Source organism: Leclercia sp. GLN_9 (assembly GCF_043105735.1).
Classification (GTDB): Bacteria; Pseudomonadota; Gammaproteobacteria; order Enterobacterales; family Enterobacteriaceae; genus Enterobacter; species Enterobacter adecarboxylatus.
On record NZ_JBICLV010000017.1, the window covers coordinates 390,486 to 406,489 of the forward strand.

Consider the following 16,004-nt stretch of genomic DNA (forward strand, 5'->3'; position numbering starts at 1 on the left):
AATCATATTGACATGCCACCTAAAGCCCAACGCATACCGCATGCTCTCACCGCACACGGTGATACGCGTATCGACAACTATTACTGGTTGCGCGACGATACCCGCTCACAGCCGGAGGTGCTGGACTACCTCCACGATGAAAATGACTATGGCCATCGGGTCATGTCGACGCAGCAGGCGTTACAGGATCGCCTGCTTAACGAAATGGTGGAACGCGTCCCGCAGCGTGATGTCTCGGCGCCCTGGAGTCGAAACGGCTATCGATACCGGCACATCTATGAGCCAGGGAACGAATACGCCATCTATCAGCGGCAGTCGGTACTCTGCGCCGAGTGGGAAGAGTGGGAAACGCTGCTGGATGCCAACCAGCGGGCCTCGCACAGCGAGTTTTATACCCTGGGCGGGATGGCCGTGTCGCCGGATAACGCCATTATGGCGCTGGCGGAAGATTACCTCTCGCGGCGTCAGTATGGCCTGCGATTCCGCAACCTGGAGTCCGGGAACTGGTATCCCGAGATGCTCGATAACGTCTCCCCCGATTTTATCTGGGCCAACGACTCAGAGACGGTCTACTACATTAAGAAGCATGGCACCACGCTGCACCCCTTTCAGGTCTGGCGGCATACGGTAGGCACTGCGTCCACCAGTGACGAGCTGGTCTATGAGGAGAAAGACGAAACCTTTTACGTCAGCCTGCATAAGACCACCTCAAAACACTACGTGATTATTTTCCTCGCCAGCGCCACCACGACCGAGGTGCTGCTACTGGATGCCGAGCTGCCGGACGCCCAGCCGCTGTGCTTTATGCCGCGCCGTAAGGATCATGAATACAGCCTCGATCACTTCCAGCACACCTTCTATTTGCGCTCCAACCGGGAAGGCAAAAACTTTGGCCTCTACAAAACCAAAGTGCGTGATGAACGCAAATGGGAAGTGCTGATCCCGCCGCGCGATCAGGTGATGCTCGAAGGCTTTACCCTGTTTACCGACTGGCTGGTGGTGGAAGAGCGCCAGCGCGGGCTGACCAGCCTGCGCCAGATCAATCGCAAAACCCGGGAGGTCATCGGGATTGCCTTCGACGATCCTGCCTACGTGACCTGGATTGGGTATAATCCCGAGCCGGAAACGTCGCGGCTGCGCTACGGCTACTCCTCCATGACCACCCCGGACACCCTGTTTGAGCTGGATATGGATACCGGGCAGCGCAAGGTGCTGAAGCAGGCCGAGGTCAAAGGCTTTGACGCTGACCTCTATCGCAGTGAACACGTCTGGATCGTGGCCCGCGACGGCACTGAAGTGCCGGTCTCGCTGGTCTACCATAAGCACCATTTTCGCAAGGGCAAAAACCCCATCCTTATCTACGGCTACGGCTCGTATGGCTCCAGCATTGACGCCGATTTCAGCAGCAGCCGCCTGAGCCTGCTTGATCGGGGCTTTGTCTTCGCGATTGCCCATATCCGTGGCGGCGGGGAGTTGGGGCAGAAATGGTATGAAGACGGCAAGTTCCTGAAAAAGAAAAATACCTTCAATGACTACCTGGATGTCTGCGATGGACTGCTCGAGCTGGGTTATGGCGATCGGAAACAGTGCTTCGCGATGGGGGGCAGCGCGGGGGGCATGCTAATGGGCACCGTCATTAATGAGCGTCCGGGGCTGTTTAAAGGCGTGGTGGCGCAGGTGCCGTTTGTCGATGTGCTGACCACGATGCTGGATGAAACCATCCCGCTGACCATCGGCGAATATGAGGAGTGGGGTAACCCTCAGGATGCGACCTACTACCGCTACATGAAATCCTACAGCCCCTACGATAACGTTGAGGCGAAGGCCTATCCGCACATGCTGGTGACCACCGGTTTGCATGACTCCCAGGTGCAGTACTGGGAGCCTGCGAAGTGGGTGGCGAAATTGCGTGAATTGAAGACCGACGATAATTTACTGCTGCTTTGCACCGACATGGATGCCGGACACGGCGGGAAATCCGGGCGTTTCAAATCCTATGAAGGGGTGGCGCTGGAGTACGCCTTTATCGTCGGCCTGGCGCAGGAGACGTTAACAAGCCGGTCGGGAGAGGCGGATCAGGATCCGCCCAGGTAGTGCTTTAGCGTCAGACGCAGCTCAGGACTCATTCTGTCGAGGTTGTTATACAGCCAGCGCAGATAGCCCGGATCTTTGTCCGCCACTTCCGCCACCGCCTTCCCGCGGTATTTACCGAAGGTAAAGGTGGTCAGCAGCGCCGGGCGTCCGGTGATGTCGGCCATTTCGTCCGGGGTCCAGCCGGTGGTATTCATAATATCGATCAGTAATGCGGCGGTAATGTAGCAGTCGTATAGGGCACGGTGGTGATGCAGCCCTTCTGGCGTTCTGACGCTGAGTTTACGCGACTTATAGAGCGCCATATTGCTGTATTTAATGCCCGGCCATAAACGCCGGGCCAGTTTCATGGTGCAGATCCATTCCCCCGGCATTTCGGGCAGAACGCGGCGATCGAAGCTGGCGTTATGGGCCACGTACCACTGACTGCCGTGGTAGTGGGGGATCACCTCTTCAATCCAGGGTTTGTCGGCCACCATTGCCTCTGTGATGCGGTGAATAGCCATTGCCTGCGGGCTAATGGGGCGATCCGGGCGCACCAGATGGCTGCATGGATTGACGATCTGCCCGTTCACAACATCGACAGACGCCACTTCCACAATCCCTCCCTGCAGATCGCAGGTTTCGGTGTCGATGACACGTAGCATGGCTCTCTCCTGGCCGTAAAAGGTTTAGCGTAATGGAATGATCTCACCTTGCCAACTCTGCTCAACATAGCGGCCTGTTAATAATACCTCGCCGCGATCGGCGCGAAGAATTAACTGCCCGCGGGCATCCCACAGGGCGCTGCCGCCGTCGTGGTTTGCCACCAGCACCGCAATGGCATAGCGGTGAGCAAAACGCTGTAACCGGGCAAAAGTGGCAGGTCGCTCAGCTTCACTCAGCGCCATACTGCGGGTAAGCAGCGTGGCGTTGGGGGCGATCCCGGGCTGGTCGGCGTGGGTATCCACCAGGGTCAGGCCGCTGTGTCGGCTCTCCAGACAGGCACCCGCGCCATGCGGATAGACAATGGCCTGAGGCTGGTCCGGGCTAAACCACGCCAGTCCACGCTGGCGCTGGCCGTTTTCGTCTACAGTGACCCCGGCAATAACCGAGAGGTTACACACCTGCGCGGCCTCATGCAGAGGTGCGAGCTGCTGATGAGTGGGTGGGGCAGGGAGTTGGCTGTCTGGTAAGACCGGGCCGGTTAACGAGAGTTCCGGGAAGAGCAACAAATTGCACTGCTGGCGTGCGGCGGCGGCGATAAAACGCAGATGGTGTGTAATGTGGTCATCCACGTAATGATGGGTCGGCTGGTATTGAGCAGCCGCAATATTCCAGTGAGACATCGTGATTTCCTTATGCACGGAGTCGCAGAAATTCATAAAGCCCCTGAATGAATCAGGGCTTTTTATCCTGCCATAATCTGTGTAAGGAAATGTATCAACCGGTAAGGTTATTTAACTTTCGGTTCCCACGGCAGGCGTGAGAGGGTGACAGAGGTCAAGCGGTGAGCAATCAGACGCTGGCGAAACCAGTCGCGCAGGTGCGCCGGTTGTTCCCGTTCCACCACCTCGGCGATAACGGGCATGTTATAGCGCTCTTTGAATGCCACGCCCGCCGCGGCCAAATCCACATTCACTTTGTCCATCTCCTCCTGGGGGAGGGTGGCGAGATTAATCTTCATAACCGTCTCCTTCATTTGCGGGCCAACGTTACCCAAACGGCGGCGTATTGACAAGTCCGGGCAGGATGATCCTCGACTGGATCATTATACAGAGTTATTCTCTGACAATCAGGCATAACAAAAAGGAATGTATGTGATGGCGATGCGCCTTTCCCGTGCTGTCTGCACGCTGACTCTGTTACTGACTACGCTGACGACTCCGGTTGTCTTTGCCCATGCGCATTTGAAGCATCAGTATCCCGCGGCCGATGCTGCCGTCGACGCGGCACCCCAGGCATTAACGCTTAACTTCTCCGAGGGGATCGAGCCGCGGTTTAGCGGCGTTTCCGTCAAGGATGCTAATCAGCAGCCCGTTGAAACCGGCGCGGTCAAACGCAATGAAAAAGACCCGACGCAGCTGATCGTGCCGATGGCATCTTCGCTGAAGGCAGGCACTTACCAGGTGGACTGGCATGTGGTCTCCGTAGACGGTCACAAAACCCAAGGTAGCTACCGTTTTAGCGTGAAGTAATATGCTGGCGTTTTGCTACGTTACGCTGCGATTTATTCATTTTTCTGCCCTGATGGTGCTGTTCGGTAACGCCCTGTACAGCGCCTGGCTGGCGCCTGCCTCCCTGCGGCGTTTGCTGAAGCGGCGTTTTCGCCGTCGGCAAAAAACGATCGCGCTCATCAGTCTGCTGTCGGCGCTGATAATGCTTGCGCTCCAGGGGGGGATGATGGGCAGTGGCTGGCAGGATGTGATCAGTCCGCCGACCTGGCAAGCAGTGCTGACCACCCAGTTCGGTCGGGTCTGGCTATGGCAGATGATGCTGGCCTTCGTGACCCTCTGGATTGCCTGGCTGGAGCCACGTAAAGCCGCGCCCCTGCTCCTGCTGTTTACCGCCGCGCAGTTTATTCTGCTGGCGGGAACCGGGCATGCGGCGATGCATGACGGTATTCTGGGCAGGGTGCAGCGCAGCAATCATGCCCTGCATCTGCTGTGTACCGCTGTCTGGCTGGGTGGCTTATTGCCGCTGCTGTTTTGCCTGCGTCTGTCGCACGGGCGCTGGCGGGAGGCCGCGATCCACACCATGATGCGCTTCTCGCGCTACGGTCACCTTGCTGTAGCCGGGGTGTTACTCACCGGGGCGATCAACACCTTGTTGATCCAGGGCTGGGTCGTGCCGTGGCACTCGGGCTGGGGGCGAATGCTGTTGTTGAAATGTGCGCTGGTGGCAATGATGGTGGTAATTGCCCTGGTGAATCGGTATGTTCTGGTGCCGCGATTTCGTTCTGGCGACGGACGCGAGCAACGCTATTTTATCAGGATGACGCAGACTGAGGTTGTGCTGGGGGCGCTGGTTCTGGCGGCAGTCAGCCTGTTCGCGACCTGGGAACCCTTCTGACGAGGTGGAACACAATGAAAAAAACCGTACTTTCTCTCTTACTGCTGGCCTGTTCCGGCACGGCGCTGGCGGCACCGCAGGTGATCACCGTGAGCCGGTTTGAGGTGGGTAAAGATAAATGGGCGTTTAACCGGGAAGAGGTGATGCTCACCTGCCGTCCGGGTCATGCGCTGTATGCCATCAACCCGAGCACGCTGGTGCAATATCCTCTGAACGACGTTGCGCAGCAGCAGGTGGACAGCGGTAAGAGCAACGGCCAGCCGATCGCCATTATCCAGGTTGACGACCCGAAAAATCCGGGGCAGAAGATGAGCCTGGCACCCTTTATCGAGCGCGCAAATACGCTCTGCTAGTTTCCCGCTTCCAATAAAAAAACCGCAGGCTTCTCTTCGGAAGCATTGCGGTTTTTGTGTTTAAGGACAGGCTAACGCTTTTTTTCAGGCCACTTTTGTTGTGGACTGGAAAACCTGGCGTCGTCATCTATTCTTAAAGTGCAAGGCGACTTAGCCTGCATTAATGCCAACTTTTAGCGCACGGCTCTCTCCCAAGAGCCATTTCCCTGGACCGAATACAGGAATCGTATTCGGTCTCTTTTTATGTCTTTGTTTTATATGGGTTTTTTCGGCGTCCTCACGAAATCCCACGAAAATTACTCGAAATATCCATATCCTGTCTAAACCATAACATACTCTGCACCGCGTGCGTCCAGGTATTTTTTCGTCATTGTTAAATTTTTGTGGCCCAGTAATCGCTGTGCAAAATCCTCGCCACGTTCCTTTTCATAGAGTCTGCTCGCCAAGCTCCTGATCTCATGGTATGGAGGCGGGTTAGGCCCAAATTTTAAAGCAGTCGCATCACGAACGTCGGCAAACGCCTGAGTTAATCCGTCTGGGGTTAACGGCCCCGGCTTTCTCCCGCCGCGCCTTACTGGTGAATAAAGCATAAAATCAGTTGGGTTATTCACCCTGCAGCGCTCGATCACATCCCCCAGGACCAGGTCGACGGCCTCCAGTTTTAAATCGAGTGGGAGCGCCAGCTTGTGCCCGGTCTTTTCCTGAGTAACGAACAACCTGTCTTCTTTTACATCACTGAACCGGAAAAGCGAAATATCTTCGCGGCGCTGACCAGACACCAGGGCAAGATCGCACGCATTCGGCAGCCATTCCGAATGAGTGAAAGCCGCCTCCCTGATCACAACAAAATGCTCGAGCAGCAAACGCTCACGTTTAACCTTCGGCGTCGGCGTTCGTGTCGGCTCCGCCGGGTTCCTCTCTATATGCCCCTCCACGATTGCCTCCCTGAATATGTCCAACAGTACCGACCGCAAGCCGGCAGCCATGCTCTTCTTGTCGCAGAGGATGTATGACTCCAGGAAGTTGGATATGTCCTTTGTGCTGACTGACGACAACGGCGTGCGGCCGAACTCATCATTAATAGTGGCGATCTGATTTCGCCTGACCTTCATCGTGTTTGGCTTCAGCTCTCTTCGCTCCAGGATTACCTCGTAACGCTCAAGCCACGCCGACACCGTGAAAGTCGGCGCGTCTTTAATGCGGTCCAGAAGTGAGGACGGGAGGTAGTTCTGGTCAATATAGTTGTTGGCTTCGATTGCCTGGGCGACGGCGTCTTTTCTGTCGATCCGGCCAAGAGAGATTTCCTGGCCGGTTGTCGGATTTCGCCAGCTGTAAAGCCTGTCTCTTTTGCGATAGGTCAGGTTACGGGGCAGATTAGCGTCGTAACGAACTGGCCTTTTCGCCATGAGTCAGTCTCTCCAGTAAGGTGCCGCCAGTTGGCAGCTTCATGTGTTTTGTCTTGGGGCGCAGATTCTTTTTGCTCGGATCCACATACGTGGCGCCAGGCTCAACCTGATATTCCCTACCGTGCAGTTGGGGGGCGGGGTAAATACGCCCCTCTCGTGCCCAGCGGCGCAGAGTGGAAAGGGAGGGCGGCTTTGAGTAAGTCTCTTCTGCCCATTCCTGTAAATTTAGAAGCTTGGCCATACATCCTCCTGCTTCCGACAACTCATTATAAAGTTGCCGGAAAAGTGTTTGTGATATTTCAATATCAGGCGGCATGCCCGGATAAAGATCGCAGGCGGCGCATGCCCGTCATCGCCGTGGCCACGTAGCTCGCTTTGCGGTTCACCACCTCCACCCAGACCTTCACGCCTTCCACTCGCACCGTGTACGTCTCTTTCATCCGGCTGCGCCCGTAATCGCCGTAGCGTTCTGCGTGGGCTGCCAGCGCCAGCTCGCAGGCCTGTCGCGCGAGCGGTGAATGTGTGCTGCGGTTAATCAGTTTCATGCTTCACCGCCTTTGCGTCTGATAGCCATCCTCGCCCTGTTTTTTGCCAATCTGGCTTTGCGTTGCGTGGGCGTTTCACGTTCGCGGGCGCGGGCGTTTGACTCACGATTACGGCGCCGCCGGGCGTTGAGAGATTCCCCTTCGCTTCGGATATGCAGCCGTGGCTCCCCGTCCTGTGGCTCTGGCCATTGGCGCTGCTTGTTTATCGCCAGCTTCTCGATGCAGGCAGCAGTGATTTGCTCGTCGGTGATGCCGGCGCGGCGTTGAGCGTCCCAGAGCAGGAACTGCATATCAGCCCATTCACTGAGGTCGCCTGGTTCTGCTGCTGCCTCCAGAGCCTCTTTCGACAGATGCTTAAGTGGACCCACGGGGCCGACATCACCAAACGTTGATTTCGACCACTCCGCGTGCTCTCGGCGAACCTGATCGCGTTCCAATATCGGTTCAGCTGTCAGCGCTGCCAGTGCGATTTCATCCACAGCGAGATTCATTGCCACCTCTTTTGCCGTTGCCAGCTCCAGTGGCAGCCGCGTCAGTAAATACCGGTTAGCTTCCATTCGTGTTTTTGCTTGCTCGATCAACTGCTCTTTTGTGAATTTGCTCATCTAACTATCGGGAGGGCGCACCCTCCCGCCTCCATTTAGGCCACGTATTCCGGTTTCATATCTGCCAGGGTGATGCTGAACTTATCGTGCAGGTCATCGCCCAGGTGACGTTTTGCCGCTGCCAGCACGCGCTCGGCTTCCTCGAAGCGCTCAGCGGCATCCGGCTCGCCGGATTGCGGCAGGGAGTTGATCGCCGCCTCGACCCGGTTATACGCATCAACCAGGTGGTAACGCTTCACGGCCTTGTTTTTCAGCTCGGTATACAGGGCTGAGCCAAGGGTGTTCTTGGCGCTTTCGATGTCGGCCCGTACTGCTTTGGCGTTATCCACGTCCTGCGCCGCTTCAATGCGATCCCGGAACTCATCGGCCATAGCGTCGATGTTCGCCGCCGATTCCTGCGCGCTATGGGTTGTTGTTACGCTGTCACCTTTGATATCAGCCAGGTTCACGCGCTGGGCGGGCGCCGGGTTGATCTCCTTCTCGGTGCGCTGCTCGACTTCATCCGGGGTGTACACGCCGAGGACGACCGCAGGGCAGTACAGGCGCGCCCAGTATTTGAGGGCCAGATACGCGATCTGCTGCTTAGGGTTAGAAATCCAGAGCGGCGAGTTGCGCGTGATGACGCTCGACAGATAAACCGGCTCGCCCCAGGTGATTTCGCTTTCCCCGCGAATGACCGCCCCAACCCGAACGGACAAACCCTGCTCATCAGCGCTGGTCCAGCCGCGCACCATTTCTTTCTTGTCGTACGTCCCGCCGCCTTTTGCAGGCTTCTTCACGATCTCTTCGCGGCTGCTGGCGCATTTCGACCAATCGCCCTCGTACTCATAGTGGAAGCGGCCCACAATCGCGTTAGAGCTGGAGATCACCGCGTTCACCAGCTGCGCTTCGTAGCCCAGCACGCCGTTGACCAGGTGCGTTTTCTGCGCCACCGCGTATGGGTTCATCCCCCACTGCATAGCCTGCATGATGATGGCCATGCAGTCGGCTGGGTTACCACGAAGATGTTCAGGGACCGTTACAGCAGCCTGAGCCATTAAACCGGCAACAGCCTGCAGCTGGGTTAATGCCTGCACATTGAAGATGGCGTTGCTGGCAGAGATAGTGTTTGGAGCCTGCTGCTCCGCGGTTACGATATTCATGTTTTCCATCGTCATTCCCCTTATGCCTGAGTACGCAGCGCTTCAAGGCGGCGCAGGTCGAAGTCGTTCAGTTCGTCGGTGTAGTCTTCGGTGATCGGCGCTGGCCACTCGCCAGTGTCGAATGCGTTAGCGATGCGGTTCATCGTCTGGCGATACTCGAGCATCCCCAGCTCAATCAACTCCTCGCTGGCTTCGACGATGGCGATCCAGTGGTAACCCTCGTCTTTGTTGACGAAAATCCAGAAGAACTGGTCCAGTGCAGCGGTCTGCATGTACATGGCCGCGCTGAGGTGATAATCGCGGTCGATGATTTCCCGGTGGAGGCGAGCACGCAGGCCGGACTGCTTCACGTTCCACATGCTGATGGTTTTCAGGTCAGCGCCCACGCGCACCGCCTCGATGTCGATTTCCAGATCCGGGCGTACGCGGATTTCCAGCCCGGTCTCTTCGTCGATACCGAAATAGCTCGTCTCGACAGCGCGATCAGGGTGCAGCAGCAGTTTCCCGGCGGTCGGATGCTCATGCAGCGCTTTCTGAATGGCCAGCGCCGTTTCCATCTGCTGGTGGGTGACCAGGATTTTGTTGTCAGGATTCTCACGCCACGCATCCATCAGTTCGTCAGCAAACACGGCATCCGGCTTAACGGACTTAACCGCCTGGATCATCTCCGCTTTGGTGCCGGACACTTTCAGCGGTGCCGGTTTCTGCACTTCCTGCGCCACCAGGTCAGGATTGATGATCGCTAGCTGCTCCAGTAGCGCGTCACGGCTGCCGCTGGTTTTCACCAGCGCGGGCAAGGTGGCGTTGTACTCTTTGATGCAGGCCTTCATCGCGGCAGCGGTCTGCTTCTGGTCTGCCTCGATACGCTGAAACTCAGCTGGCAGCGTCATATAGCTCTGCGCTGTTTCTTCCAGGCTGCCGCCCATCGGCACCTGCGCGGGCAGGGTAGCGTTGTGCTCTTCCAGCAGCGCTTTGATATCGTCAGCGCTCAGCAGTGCTGGCAGGCTGGCGTTGTGTTCGTCGATAAAGGCGCGCAGGGTTGCCGCGGTGGTAAAGGCCCCTTCCGGGATCACCGGTTCCACGCTGAACTCTTCATCAAGGTTTTCCGGCTGCAGCGCCAGCGCATGTACCAGGTTACCCATATCCAGCACTTTGGAGCCTTCGCGCGGGATGGTCTTGGCAACGTGGCGCGCGTTGAAGTACATCAGGCTCACACGGGCATCCTTCACCTGGGTGCTGCTGATCCCGTTTGCTGCGTGATACACGTTATTCGGCAGGCCCTCATAGCGGCCCGGTTCGAAATATGCTGGGTATTCCGGCGTGCTGGCGGTTTCCTCCGGCGCTTCGGTGGTTACTTCCGGCTGCGTAGTGTTCGCCAGCTCCGGCGCCGCGGCGGCCAGAATCTCAACCGGGTTTAGGGCAACTGTTTGCGGATCAGCTGCATCAGTGCTTTCGCCTGGCGGAACCGCGTCAACACTTTCTCCTTCCGCCGGGTCAGTCGTTTCCATCTGCACATCGCTGGTGGTCTCCTCTGTAACCGATGAACGGTCATCTGTTTGTGGTTGGTTTTCGTTCATCAGGCCTTCGATGGAGAACATGCCGCCGCCGAGATTCGCGACCTGCGGCTGGGTGGACGCGGCCAGGTTTTCTTTAACCCACTTCGGATCTTCTGGGTCGCTGATGCCTTCTACAAATTCGCCGCGGTCAGCCGCCAGCTGGTGGCTAACTTCTTCGCTGGTTGTTTCTTCCACTTTGGGCTGACGACCTGCGCGAGGATCTTCATCCCACTCCGGATAGCCTTTTGAGCGCTCGCCATTTTCATAGATGCCGTTCGCGGTGAACCATTCACGAACCTGCTTACGCAGTTCGACCGTCGTTATCTCTTCACTCCAGGGGAGCGCACGGGCAATACCAAAAATACTGTCAGCGTTGTAATCGGTAATGTCAGAGGTTTTACCGAGCACCTTAAGCGCTCTGGCGTGGGCCTCATCTTTTTTGTCAGCCAGCTCTTTGGCCGCCATAAGCTGAGCACGGTTAATTTTGCCGGGTACGGCATCCGGGTACAGCAGGGCGATCGCAAGCTCTATGCTCAGGTTCGCCATGTTCTGCGGCACCGCGCGCTTGTACGGTTCGGAAGGTTGTGGCTCTTCTGATTGCTGGTCTTTGGAAATACAGACAGCTTCAGTGCGATGGCCGGCAGCCCATTCACTGGTCAGGGTTTCGTGGTCACAGTCTTCAGTAGCCACCCACATTCTGGTGAAGCGAAGAACCAGAGCCAGCTCGTGACGTTTTTCCTGGCTGAATACTTTCCGGATCGCGTCGGTGTAGCTCCACAGAGCTTTGGTGTCAAGAGCCTTCAGCTCTGCACAGCTTTCAGCAGCAAGCAGAAGGGTCTGGACATAGCTATTGTCAGTATCACACTCCATCGCATGCAGTTCCGCATGTTCGCCGCGGGTGACATGGTGGCGCAGCTCGTCCACCGTCAGTTGAGCCAGCAACTGCTGACGGAATGGCAGCTTGCAAACCGCGTAACGAGTGGATTCATCACCGCATTTGAGGACCCTTAGTCCATTCTCATACCAGTAGTCCGGTTCATCCGCCGTATTAACGGTAGCTGTCGGCGCGACAGGCAGATACGCATCGCTGGTGGCCACCGGAGGGAGGGGAGTTTCACCCTGATGTGCGGCACCGGGGATCACGTTCCAGGTGCGCTGGTCATCGGCCAGAGCGTAGCGTTTACAGAACTCGAAGCAGACGACACCTTCTTCAGGCAGATCGTCAACAACTGGCATGTCAGTACGAATAGGTTTGCCGTAGTCCTTACCACGACCGGTTTCGATGCATGCATCTTCCAGCGCGACATCGAGCGTCAGGGCGGCGCGCGCTTCGGATTTGGCAGTGAACCAAATCACTGCATCTTGCTTTCCGGATTTCTGAGTGGCCTTAACCAGGTAGAAAAATTCCATGTCAGATCCTCATTTTGGATGTAATATCCCAAGCGGCTATTCAAACCGCCTGAGGTTATTTAGCTAAAGTCCGGTTCGCTTTGGTCGGTGGTACCGGACGGGGAGGCCCACCTTGTGTGGGCTTTCGCTTAATGGATGGTCTTGAAAATACGCTCCGCGAATTCGAGCTTGTAACTGCGATAGTCGCCAAGCCCCGCTTTATCACCAGTGGTGATGTTGGCTGAAAGAAGGGAAAGCTCAGTTACGGCGCAGTGCGGGCAGTCGAACTCGCCGAGGATGTAACCGCCATCAAGGACGACAGTGGTTGCGCCGTTTGAGGTGGAATGGATAACGCCAGAGAATTTTTCATCGCAGTTGAACAGCGCGATCTCTTTGTTAATTGCCTTGATATTTAAATTAACGGTAATAACTTTCATAATTTTCCGGTTTCCTGAATTTAGGTTGTAAGAATCCCTGCCAAAATAAAGGGCGTTTCGTTTGGTGCGATATTTCAGATAATTTAATTAGGCTTCGTGGGCCATCTGGTCGTGCTCGACACAACGCTTGGAGCAGTACTCTTTTTCTTTCCGCGCCAGCCGATTTCCCTGGAGGAATATCAGCTCGCTTTTTACCGGCTCGCCTTCAACGGGTTTGCCGCAATAACCGCATTCGATCTGCATAATCACTCCTCAGAACTTAACGGTGGTTTCCGCTGGTACTTCTTCGCTGCGGACGATCTGTTCTACCGGGTAGCAATCCCCCGAAACCTTCTGGTCAATGGCGGCCTGCTCGCATTGCTGCTGACTGTCATAGACATCGAGAACCACATCCTGGAATTCACCATTAGTCATGCCGATGGACAGGACGAGCGCGAATAAAGTCCCCATCAATGCATCCCCGTTCCGGCGGGAACCAGATGCGGCTCCAGACTGCGGGAGGCGTACGGGCGGCGAATGTGACGCAGGTTGCCCTGCGGTTCATGCCAGTAGGTGCCTTCGATGTAGTTAAAAGAGACCAGCCATGCTGCGCCGGTACGCTGGTTGCGCATAGGAACGGCACAACCGCTGTTGGGTACTGCTGGGTTAGCTTTCATCTCAATCCCCTTTTGCCCTTGTCGCCAGGCTAGCGGAACGTTTCTTTAACCTGATGCGCGTTAATCACTCCACCTCATCCGACTATTCGTATGCCGTCGGCGGCTACTTCGTGGGCTCCATGCCTGGGTGGTTCGTGGTGCGTCTTGGTGATACTAGTAAATCACCACTTTACTAAATGGTCAAGCATTGAAGTTGTAAAAAGTACAGCATTGCTTTACTGGTGTGATTTGGAGAGTGAAATTACGTGATTGAAGGCAAAAAAAATCCCGACGCAAAGGCCGGGATCGGGGAGTTCGAGGTGGAGGATTAAGGTAGAGCTGGTGGTTGTGGGTACAAAAAACCCGGCGCGGTGGCCGGGTTTTTTATCTAATATTCCTGAAAATAACAAGTGGTGTCATACCATATGAATTACTACTCCGTCCGGCTAATCCTCTTATACCGGACAGCATCCCGTGAATGCCGTCTTTCATTGAATTTGGCTCAAAAGATAAAGTATCTATTTCATCTTCTTCCGCTTCGGGAAGTGCGTCAATGAAACCAATCACATACCACTCGCCTGGCAGACTCGAACCATATTTCAAAACCATATCATCTGGATTAATCGTCAAGTAGTCACGATTTATGGTCATCCAAATTGTTTGGCCAGCTTCGTTAATGAAATCAACCTGCAAAGTGTTTGGAACGATATTTAAAACCTCTTTCATCATTCCAAATGTTACACCAGGGGCAATGAATTGTTCTTCAACATTAAAATTGGATTTTTTGGCTTTCGGCGGCAGCTTTGGCTGTTCCATTTCCATCATCTTTGCGATAAATGGAACGCTTTTTTGGAGAACTGAGATGTCAAAAATTCTCATTCTACCCTTACACAAAACAGTGCTCCCTAGGCGCTCTCCATTGAGGTCTTTTCTTATCAGCCCGTTTTCATCAAGTTTATCAAGAAGGTTGATTGGGAGAGTCCAGGATGCATCAAAACTTTTTTCTTGAGTTTGGTTTATGGTTTCTTCAACGCCGGTTTTGGCCTTGACAATCCTTAAGTCAAACCCCGCGTCGGACATAGATTTATCAATTTCTGCCGTTATATGCTTAATGGAGGTTACGACACCTGGGCCATGCATCTGAGCAAGAAGGGAAGATGCGCGTTGATTATCGACATAAAGAAAATCATATAGTGAATCGGTGCTTTGTTGCTCTTGCTCCATTTTGCCATTCCTCTTTTGCTCTTTCTTTTTTTTCAGCAATTTTCCGTTGCTTTTCATCTATCTCATCAAAAAGTTGAACAAGTTCATCCTCGACCTCGTTAGGCACGCTGGGCTTGGCTTGTTTAAATAATTTTTTGAGCATGATGAACCCCCAAAGAGAACTGGCAGCTTAAATTATGTTCTCTTTACGTTGCTAAAGCAACTTCCTACCCACCAAACAGGAGTTCCATAAAGCACTCCTTCACCCAAGCGTCTCGTCAGGCCACTACCAGCTATGCGCCGACCAGAACACCTTAATCCCCTTGCGACCTAATCCGCCCCTTCATGTACTTCTCATACAGCTCGTCCAGTTCCTTCAGGCGGATCGCGAAGATGCGGAGCATGTTCTGTTGCTCTTCTTCCGGCAACTGGCGGTAAAGCTCCAGCAGGCGCTGTTCGTCAGGCTTAAGGCCGTCTTTTTCGCCAACATCCTCTCCGAGTAGCCAGGGCACCGACACGCCAGCTGCGTCTGCAACAGCCAGGGCTGATTCTTTACTGATTTTACCGGTTCTGAACCATCCGGTCACCGCTTGCTTGCTGACATTGGCAACCTTGGCCATCTCTGTTTTTGAGAAGCCTTTACCATTCAATTCAATCAGCCTGGAGATAAGGCTCTGGTTAGGATCTTTTTTATTCATATAGGGATTGTAAACAATAGCTTTACCAGTTGGTAGGCAGGCGTGTATTGACTCAATGGTAAATTGGTGCTTTACTTTGCTCACTTAAGGAGGTCCTATGACTGGTATTGAAAATGCAATTCTACGATCTGGCTCAGCCAGCGCGCTTGGCGCTTTGATCGGCGTTTCAAAAATGGCCGTTTCGCTCTGGCGCCGCAAAGGCATTCCTGCCGAACGAGTGCTGCCAGTGTTCGAGGCTACAGGCGTAACTCCCCACGAATTGCGCCCTGATCTCTACCCGAATCCCACTGATGGTTTACCCAAGTAGGAGCACTGACAATGCAAACACGAATTTATAACCATGATAGCAACCCGCCCCCAGGGCTGGTGATATCGAAATATCAAGAGCTTCCGCGCAAATCGTGCAGACTCTCGAACATCCGGGAGGCCGTCAAAGCCTGGAACAGGGCAACGCCCGGCGATGCGCAAAACTACATCTCGCAGCTGGTTGCGAAAGAGTGGTTTGCCAGTGGTGGTCGTGGCCTGTTGCTGGCCGGTTCGGTGCACGGCACCAAAGTTAACTTCTTCCGGATGATTAACAACACCGGGCCGAAGTATGACAAGTACCTGGAGATGCTGACTCCGGCGATCGTGGCGGTGATGGCTCGCGATAACGAAGCAGTAGCGCGAAAGTTCGGCCTGGTGATGGGCAAAACGAACGAAGAGCTGATCGCAGATGCCATCAAAGAGTGTGGCGAAGCGCAGCAGGCGAAGTTACTGGGTCAGCCAATCCAGCGACTGGAGAAAGAGGTCCGGGAAGCCGCAGAAGCTTTACTGCGCTTTCTGCCGACTGATTCCCTCGGCCCAGTTCTGGCGAGCCTGGCCGCGATGGTTCCGGGTGTGATGTGATGACA

At 55.0% G+C, this 16,004-nt stretch carries 21 protein-coding genes and 1 pseudogene; 6 read left to right on the forward strand and 16 right to left on the reverse strand.

The genetic code is table 11. The features are described 5' to 3' along the window. Positions 1–12 precede the first annotated feature (12 nt). Complete coding sequence (gene ptrB, locus ACF8PE_RS12590; protein WP_032611912.1) at positions 13–2,094, forward strand: oligopeptidase B; 2,082 nt, start codon at positions 13–15, stop codon at positions 2,092–2,094. On the opposite strand, the gene exoX is transcribed toward ptrB, so the two are convergent. From exoX to ACF8PE_RS12605, 3 genes are all read right to left on the reverse strand, one after another. Further along, positions 2,076–2,738: an exodeoxyribonuclease X gene (gene exoX / locus ACF8PE_RS12595; protein ID WP_032611910.1), complete on the reverse strand. Its 663-nt coding sequence runs from the start codon at positions 2,736–2,738 to the stop codon at positions 2,076–2,078. The two genes, ptrB and exoX, sit on opposite strands and share 19 nt — an antisense overlap. Before the next feature lie 24 nt (positions 2,739–2,762). Beyond that, a complete protein-coding gene (locus tag ACF8PE_RS12600; RefSeq protein ID WP_032611908.1) occupies positions 2,763–3,419 on the reverse strand; it encodes a nitrilase-related carbon-nitrogen hydrolase in 657 nt (218 codons plus the stop codon). Positions 3,420–3,526: 107 nt separating this feature from the next. Then, positions 3,527–3,757: a DNA polymerase III subunit theta gene (locus tag ACF8PE_RS12605; RefSeq protein WP_032611906.1), complete on the reverse strand. Its 231-nt coding sequence runs from the start codon at positions 3,755–3,757 to the stop codon at positions 3,527–3,529. A gap of 136 nt (positions 3,758–3,893) precedes the next feature. Here ACF8PE_RS12605 and yobA point away from each other — a divergent pair, with 136 nt between their 5' ends. Genes yobA through ACF8PE_RS12620 form a run of 3 tightly spaced genes read left to right on the forward strand, consistent with a single transcriptional unit; the run spans position 3,894 to position 5,495 of the window. Continuing rightward, a complete protein-coding gene (gene yobA, locus ACF8PE_RS12610; protein WP_032611904.1) occupies positions 3,894–4,268 on the forward strand; it encodes a CopC domain-containing protein YobA in 375 nt (124 codons plus the stop codon). Position 4,269: 1 nt separating this feature from the next. Beyond that, positions 4,270–5,142 (forward strand): copper homeostasis membrane protein CopD, encoded by an 873-nt coding sequence (copD, locus tag ACF8PE_RS12615; RefSeq protein ID WP_032611902.1) that lies wholly within the window; start codon positions 4,270–4,272, stop codon positions 5,140–5,142. A gap of 14 nt (positions 5,143–5,156) precedes the next feature. Then, positions 5,157–5,495: a YebY family protein gene (locus ACF8PE_RS12620; protein ID WP_032611900.1), complete on the forward strand. Its 339-nt coding sequence runs from the start codon at positions 5,157–5,159 to the stop codon at positions 5,493–5,495. Positions 5,496–5,815: 320 nt separating this feature from the next. Here ACF8PE_RS12620 and ACF8PE_RS12625 read toward each other — a convergent pair whose 3' ends face one another. The 13 genes and pseudogenes from ACF8PE_RS12625 to ACF8PE_RS12685 all read right to left on the reverse strand — a co-directional run bounded on the left by ACF8PE_RS12625 (position 5,816) and on the right by ACF8PE_RS12685 (position 15,195). Continuing rightward, positions 5,816–6,901 carry a tyrosine-type recombinase/integrase gene (locus ACF8PE_RS12625; RefSeq protein WP_392494936.1) on the reverse strand — a complete coding sequence of 362 codons (1,086 nt, stop codon included), beginning with the start codon at positions 6,899–6,901 and terminating at the stop codon, positions 5,816–5,818. Next, positions 6,870–7,142, reverse strand: coding sequence for an excisionase (locus tag ACF8PE_RS12630; protein ID WP_392494937.1), 273 nt, complete (start codon positions 7,140–7,142; stop codon positions 6,870–6,872). Before ACF8PE_RS12630 ends, ACF8PE_RS12625 begins: the two co-directional genes overlap by 32 nt. Positions 7,143–7,206: 64 nt before the next feature. Beyond that, complete coding sequence (locus tag ACF8PE_RS12635) at positions 7,207–7,446, reverse strand: DUF4060 family protein (RefSeq protein ID WP_392494938.1); 240 nt, start codon at positions 7,444–7,446, stop codon at positions 7,207–7,209. Positions 7,447–7,586: 140 nt separating this feature from the next. Further along, positions 7,587–7,889, reverse strand: a pseudogene (locus ACF8PE_RS12640) (DUF550 domain-containing protein); the annotation flags it as partial. Between the two features lie 197 nt (positions 7,890–8,086). Continuing rightward, positions 8,087–9,202, reverse strand: coding sequence for a RecT family recombinase (locus ACF8PE_RS12645; RefSeq protein WP_392494939.1), 1,116 nt, complete (start codon positions 9,200–9,202; stop codon positions 8,087–8,089). Between the two features lie 11 nt (positions 9,203–9,213). Next, positions 9,214–12,159: a RecE family exodeoxyribonuclease gene (locus tag ACF8PE_RS12650; RefSeq protein WP_392494940.1), complete on the reverse strand. Its 2,946-nt coding sequence runs from the start codon at positions 12,157–12,159 to the stop codon at positions 9,214–9,216. A gap of 128 nt (positions 12,160–12,287) precedes the next feature. Continuing rightward, positions 12,288–12,575: a DNA breaking-rejoining protein gene (locus ACF8PE_RS12655; RefSeq protein ID WP_392494941.1), complete on the reverse strand. Its 288-nt coding sequence runs from the start codon at positions 12,573–12,575 to the stop codon at positions 12,288–12,290. Positions 12,576–12,662: 87 nt separating this feature from the next. Continuing rightward, positions 12,663–12,818 (reverse strand): YdaE family protein, encoded by a 156-nt coding sequence (locus ACF8PE_RS12660; RefSeq protein WP_392494942.1) that lies wholly within the window; start codon positions 12,816–12,818, stop codon positions 12,663–12,665. A 9-nt stretch (positions 12,819–12,827) separates the two neighbouring features. Then, the gene (locus ACF8PE_RS12665; protein WP_392494943.1) at positions 12,828–13,025 is read right to left on the reverse strand and encodes a DUF1482 family protein; all 198 of its coding nucleotides are present in this window, start codon (positions 13,023–13,025) and stop codon (positions 12,828–12,830) included. Further along, complete coding sequence (locus ACF8PE_RS12670; RefSeq protein WP_230986986.1) at positions 13,025–13,231, reverse strand: hypothetical protein; 207 nt, start codon at positions 13,229–13,231, stop codon at positions 13,025–13,027. Before ACF8PE_RS12670 ends, ACF8PE_RS12665 begins: the two co-directional genes overlap by 1 nt. Before the next feature lie 363 nt (positions 13,232–13,594). Then, positions 13,595–14,434 (reverse strand): hypothetical protein, encoded by an 840-nt coding sequence (locus ACF8PE_RS12675; protein ID WP_233210485.1) that lies wholly within the window; start codon positions 14,432–14,434, stop codon positions 13,595–13,597. After that, the gene (locus tag ACF8PE_RS12680; protein WP_233210484.1) at positions 14,397–14,576 is read right to left on the reverse strand and encodes a hypothetical protein; all 180 of its coding nucleotides are present in this window, start codon (positions 14,574–14,576) and stop codon (positions 14,397–14,399) included. The genes ACF8PE_RS12675 and ACF8PE_RS12680 overlap by 38 nt, the downstream gene beginning before the upstream one ends. Positions 14,577–14,727: 151 nt before the next feature. Further along, positions 14,728–15,195, reverse strand: a complete 468-nt coding sequence (locus tag ACF8PE_RS12685; RefSeq protein WP_392494944.1) for a helix-turn-helix domain-containing protein — start codon at positions 15,193–15,195, stop codon at positions 14,728–14,730. Positions 15,196–15,208: 13 nt separating this feature from the next. Between ACF8PE_RS12685 and ACF8PE_RS12690 the strand changes: the two genes are divergently transcribed. Then, complete coding sequence (locus tag ACF8PE_RS12690; protein WP_000145712.1) at positions 15,209–15,418, forward strand: YdaS family helix-turn-helix protein; 210 nt, start codon at positions 15,209–15,211, stop codon at positions 15,416–15,418. Between the two features lie 11 nt (positions 15,419–15,429). Then, on the forward strand, positions 15,430–15,999 hold the full coding sequence (locus ACF8PE_RS12695) for a toxin YdaT family protein (RefSeq protein ID WP_392494945.1): 570 nt from the start codon (positions 15,430–15,432) through the stop codon (positions 15,997–15,999). Positions 16,000–16,004: the final 5 nt, after the last annotated feature.

Coding starts and splice junctions, on each gene's coding strand:
- ACF8PE_RS12620 (WP_032611900.1), top strand. CDS start 5,157: ATGAAAAAAACCGTACTTTCTCTCTTACTGCTGGCCTGTTCCGGCACG.
- ACF8PE_RS12600 (WP_032611908.1), bottom strand. CDS start 3,419: ATGTCTCACTGGAATATTGCGGCTGCTCAATACCAGCCGACCCATCAT.
- ACF8PE_RS12630 (WP_392494937.1), bottom strand. CDS start 7,142: ATGGCCAAGCTTCTAAATTTACAGGAATGGGCAGAAGAGACTTACTCA.
- exoX (WP_032611910.1), bottom strand. CDS start 2,738: ATGCTACGTGTCATCGACACCGAAACCTGCGATCTGCAGGGAGGGATT.
- ACF8PE_RS12670 (WP_230986986.1), bottom strand. CDS start 13,231: ATGAAAGCTAACCCAGCAGTACCCAACAGCGGTTGTGCCGTTCCTATG.
- yobA (WP_032611904.1), top strand. CDS start 3,894: ATGGCGATGCGCCTTTCCCGTGCTGTCTGCACGCTGACTCTGTTACTG.
- ACF8PE_RS12675 (WP_233210485.1), bottom strand. CDS start 14,434: ATGGAGCAAGAGCAACAAAGCACCGATTCACTATATGATTTTCTTTAT.
- ptrB (WP_032611912.1), top strand. CDS start 13: ATGCCACCTAAAGCCCAACGCATACCGCATGCTCTCACCGCACACGGT.
- copD (WP_032611902.1), top strand. CDS start 4,270: ATGCTGGCGTTTTGCTACGTTACGCTGCGATTTATTCATTTTTCTGCC.
- ACF8PE_RS12635 (WP_392494938.1), bottom strand. CDS start 7,446: ATGAAACTGATTAACCGCAGCACACATTCACCGCTCGCGCGACAGGCC.
- ACF8PE_RS12680 (WP_233210484.1), bottom strand. CDS start 14,576: ATGCTCAAAAAATTATTTAAACAAGCCAAGCCCAGCGTGCCTAACGAG.
- ACF8PE_RS12695 (WP_392494945.1), top strand. CDS start 15,430: ATGCAAACACGAATTTATAACCATGATAGCAACCCGCCCCCAGGGCTG.
- ACF8PE_RS12660 (WP_392494942.1), bottom strand. CDS start 12,818: ATGCAGATCGAATGCGGTTATTGCGGCAAACCCGTTGAAGGCGAGCCG.
- ACF8PE_RS12690 (WP_000145712.1), top strand. CDS start 15,209: ATGACTGGTATTGAAAATGCAATTCTACGATCTGGCTCAGCCAGCGCG.
- ACF8PE_RS12650 (WP_392494940.1), bottom strand. CDS start 12,159: ATGGAATTTTTCTACCTGGTTAAGGCCACTCAGAAATCCGGAAAGCAA.
- ACF8PE_RS12665 (WP_392494943.1), bottom strand. CDS start 13,025: ATGGGGACTTTATTCGCGCTCGTCCTGTCCATCGGCATGACTAATGGT.
- ACF8PE_RS12655 (WP_392494941.1), bottom strand. CDS start 12,575: ATGAAAGTTATTACCGTTAATTTAAATATCAAGGCAATTAACAAAGAG.
- ACF8PE_RS12645 (WP_392494939.1), bottom strand. CDS start 9,202: ATGGAAAACATGAATATCGTAACCGCGGAGCAGCAGGCTCCAAACACT.
- ACF8PE_RS12625 (WP_392494936.1), bottom strand. CDS start 6,901: ATGGCGAAAAGGCCAGTTCGTTACGACGCTAATCTGCCCCGTAACCTG.
- ACF8PE_RS12605 (WP_032611906.1), bottom strand. CDS start 3,757: ATGAAGATTAATCTCGCCACCCTCCCCCAGGAGGAGATGGACAAAGTG.